3 protein-coding genes and 3 pseudogenes are annotated in these 3,203 nt (G+C 73.6%); 1 reads left to right on the top strand and 5 read right to left on the bottom strand.

Annotation, left to right across the window (positions count from 1 at the left end):
• The 3 genes and pseudogenes from MCAG_RS32000 to MCAG_RS02005 form a co-directional block, all read right to left on the bottom strand.
• Window positions 1–136, bottom strand: a pseudogene (locus MCAG_RS32000) (beta-ketoacyl-[acyl-carrier-protein] synthase family protein); the annotation flags it as partial.
• Window positions 129–374, bottom strand: a complete 246-nt coding sequence (locus MCAG_RS02000) for a hypothetical protein (RefSeq protein ID WP_007071323.1) — start codon at window positions 372–374, stop codon at window positions 129–131. The pseudogene MCAG_RS32000 and the gene MCAG_RS02000, both read right to left, overlap by 8 nt.
• Window positions 374–640, bottom strand: a complete 267-nt coding sequence (locus tag MCAG_RS02005) for an acyl carrier protein (RefSeq protein WP_007071324.1) — start codon at window positions 638–640, stop codon at window positions 374–376. The genes MCAG_RS02000 and MCAG_RS02005 overlap by 1 nt, the downstream gene beginning before the upstream one ends.
• A 15-nt stretch (window positions 641–655) precedes the next feature.
• Here MCAG_RS02005 and MCAG_RS02010 point away from each other — a divergent pair, with 15 nt between their 5' ends.
• A complete protein-coding gene (locus MCAG_RS02010; protein ID WP_007071325.1) occupies window positions 656–1,309 on the top strand; it encodes a 4'-phosphopantetheinyl transferase superfamily protein in 654 nt (217 codons plus the stop codon).
• Between the two features lie 50 nt (window positions 1,310–1,359).
• Here MCAG_RS02010 and MCAG_RS02015 read toward each other — a convergent pair.
• Both MCAG_RS02015 and MCAG_RS34310 read right to left on the bottom strand, forming a co-directional pair.
• Window positions 1,360–2,755, bottom strand: a pseudogene (locus tag MCAG_RS02015) (class I adenylate-forming enzyme family protein).
• Window positions 2,756–3,127: 372 nt separating this feature from the next.
• Window positions 3,128–3,203, bottom strand: a pseudogene (locus tag MCAG_RS34310) (antibiotic biosynthesis monooxygenase); the annotation flags it as partial.

The following is a 3,203-nucleotide window of genomic DNA, read 5'->3' on the forward strand; positions in this document are numbered from 1 at the left end:
CGGTGGTGTCGAACCGGCCGACGGGCCGAAACGCCGGGGCGCCGGCGAGCACCCCGGCGAGCTGGGCGTCGGCTCCCCTGCCGAGCGCGCTGAGCGCGTGGACACCGGTGATCCGTACGGCGGCCCGCTCAGCCATCTGCGGGGGCGGTCAGGCAGGTGTGGAACACCACCAGGGCGTCGTCGACCGTCCGGATACCGGCGAGCTGGTCGTCGGTGAGGTCGAGTCGGCGGTCGTAGCGCTGTTCGACGAGGTGGACCAGCCAGGCGAGCTCCATCGAGCCCACCCGGTCGGACACCTGGTCGACCGGCTTCGCGGTCATCTCGGCGAGCATGGTCAGCAGGTCAGCTCGCCCCAGGTCGGGCCGACCGGCCATCAGCCGTTGCCGTCGGCCGTCGTGGCGACCCGGTCGGCGACCATCGTGGTGAACTCGCCGACCGTCATCAGGGCCAGCTTCTCGGACTCGTCGTCGGCGAACTTCAGGCCGTAGCGGTCCTCGACCCGGACGGCCAGGTCGGCCAGGGCCAGCGACTCCAGGTCGACGCCGGCCGGGCCGAGGGTGGTGTCGTCGTCGATGCCGTCGACGTCGTAGTTCATGTCGTCGAGCTGGGAGATGACGAAGGCACGAACCTCGTCGCGCATGGTAAACCTCTTTCCGTGAGCCAGTCAGCGGTGCCCGGTCGGGACACCGTCTACGTGTTCCTCGGCCGTACCGCCGGCGGTCGGCCGGCGGCGGCCCGGCGGCTGCTACGGCGCGCGGGTGGCACGCTGCTCGGCCGGGCGGAGGCGGAGATCCGGGTGGGACGTGACGTGGCCGGGCGGCCGATCGTCGACACCGGTGACGCGGTGGAGCTGCCGGTGAGCGTCAGCCACGCCGGCGGGGTCGTGGTGGTGGCGGCCCGCCTGGCCGGCGGGGTCGGGGTCGACGTCGAGCGCCGCCGGGACCTGCCGGCGGTGGCGTTGGCCCGCCGCTGGTACGCCCCGCAGGAGGCCGCCTGGCTGGGCGAGCGCCCCGCCGACCAACGCGCCGAGGCGTTCCTGTCGCTGTGGACGGCCAAGGAGGCGGTCGGCAAGGTGCTCGGGCGCGGGTTGCGCGACGGCGGCCTGCGCCGGCCGATGCCGGTGCCCGGTGAGCCCGGTGAGCTGCTGCGCCCCCTGCCCGGGGGAGGCGGGCTGCGGGTCGGCCATCCCCGGCTGGCCGGAGCCGGGCCCCTGGACCCGGCCGGCGACGGGCTGGTGCTGGCCGGTGAGCTGGTGCTGGCCGTGGCGGTCGACGGGCCGGCGGACGGGGTCGAGTTGGTGGTCGACTGACTGATCAGTCGGCTTCGCGGGCACGACGGCGGGCCGCCAGAGCGGGCCGGTCACGGCGTGGCCGCCCGCAACGCCTCGGTCGAGCGGACCAGCTTGCCGGTGGTGGTGCGGGGCAGCCGGTCGAGCAGGCGCAGGGTGCGGGGCCGCTTGTAGGCGGCGAGCCGCTCGGCGAGCAGCTTCTCCAGCACCTCCTCCGACAACGGCCCGTCCGGCTGCACGTACGCGGTGATGTCGCCGTCGTGCACGACCACGGCGGCGGCGACGCCGGGCAGCCCGGCGAGGGTGGCCTCGACCTCGGTGAGGTCGACCTTCATCCCGCCGACGGAGAACCTGGGAGTCGAGCCGGCCGCGCACGGTGACCAGGCCGGTGCCGGGGTCGACCGTGCCCGCGTCGCGGGTGTGCAGCCAGCCGTCGGCCCAGCGGTCCGGGTCGGACAGCCCGACGTACGGCGAGTCCGGGCAGCTCACCCACAGCTCGCCGGTGGCCGACTCCCGGACGGTGATGCCGGGGGCGGGGGCGATCGCGGGGCGGTGCCACCCGTACAGGTCGGTGCCGATGACGCCGACCTCGGTCATCCCGTACATGTTGCCCAGCGGCACCCCGAAGCGGTCGACGAACGCGGTGACGACGGCCGGCGGGACCAGTTCGCCACCGGTGGTCATCCGCCTGAACTGCGGCAGCGGGCCGGTCGGCCGGGTGGAGGTGAGCAGTCCGATGTGGAACGGCACGCCGAGCACGGTGGCGGGGGTGTCGTCGGCGGCGATGGCGGCCAGCACGGCGTCGCCGCTGAGCCGGTCCGGCGGCACCAACGTCACGTGGGCGTGCAGGCCGTAGAGCAGCCCGCCGACGAGGCCGAGCACGTGCACCATGGACGGCAGCAGGATGATCCGCTCGCCGGGCAGCGCCACGCCGTCGATGCGCGTGTAGCGGCGCACCTCGGCGACGAGGGACGCGGCGCTGCGACCGATCACCTTGGACGGTCCGGTGGAGCCGGAACTGAGCTGGATCACCGCGTGCGGGCTGCCGGCCGGCCGGTCCGAGTAGGCGGTGACTCCCTCGGTGACGTCGACGAAGATCTTCAGCGCGGCACCGCCGGTGCGCACCGGGGCGACGACGACCTGCGGGGTGAGCCTGGCGAGGGCGCGCTGCACCTCGTGGTCGGTGAGCCGATGGTCGAGCAGGATCGCCTGGGCCCCGCTGCGCCAGGTGGCGAGCAGGTTCACCACGTACGCCAGCGACGGCGGCAGGCGCAACGCGGCGGCGCCGCCGGGACGCAGCCCGGCGTCGGTGAGCCGGGCCTGGGCCTCGCCGACCAGCCGGCGCAGGGTGCCCCGGTCCACCGGGTCGGGCAGCCGGAGACAAACTTCGGCCACCGGACCGGCCAACAAAAGATCGTCAACCCAGGTAGGGTCGTCTACTGTAGACTCTGCTGCCGAACGATCCATGGTCACTGTGGTCTACCGCCCAGCATCGAAAAAGGACACAACCGTCCAATATGGTGCGTCTTGCGGGTGCTGAGCGAACACTACGACAGCCGCCGAGAGCATTACTAGATGCGAATGGCTAGATCAAAAAGGTCGTGCGGCCCGATTGTCGGTCAGCCCGTTCGCCGGGCAGGATCGGTAGCCGCGCGGGCCGCCGGCGACGCCCAGGGCGGAAGCCTGCCCGCCCGCGGGCGCGCACGCCGGGGCGGCAGCCTGCCCGAATTCGGCGCGACGGCCTGCCCGGACTCGGCCCGACGGCCGATGGGTGGCCGCCAGCGGCAGCCACCCATCGAAGGTACACGATCTACTGTGAACGGGCCACGCGCCCGCGGATCACGCCAGGGCCGGCGTCTGCGCGTAGACCAGGAAGCGCAGGGACCGGGCGTCGGTGAAACACTCCCGCATCGGC

The sequence above is a fragment of the Micromonospora sp. ATCC 39149 genome (assembly GCF_000158815.1).
Classification (GTDB): domain Bacteria; phylum Actinomycetota; class Actinomycetes; order Mycobacteriales; family Micromonosporaceae; genus Micromonospora.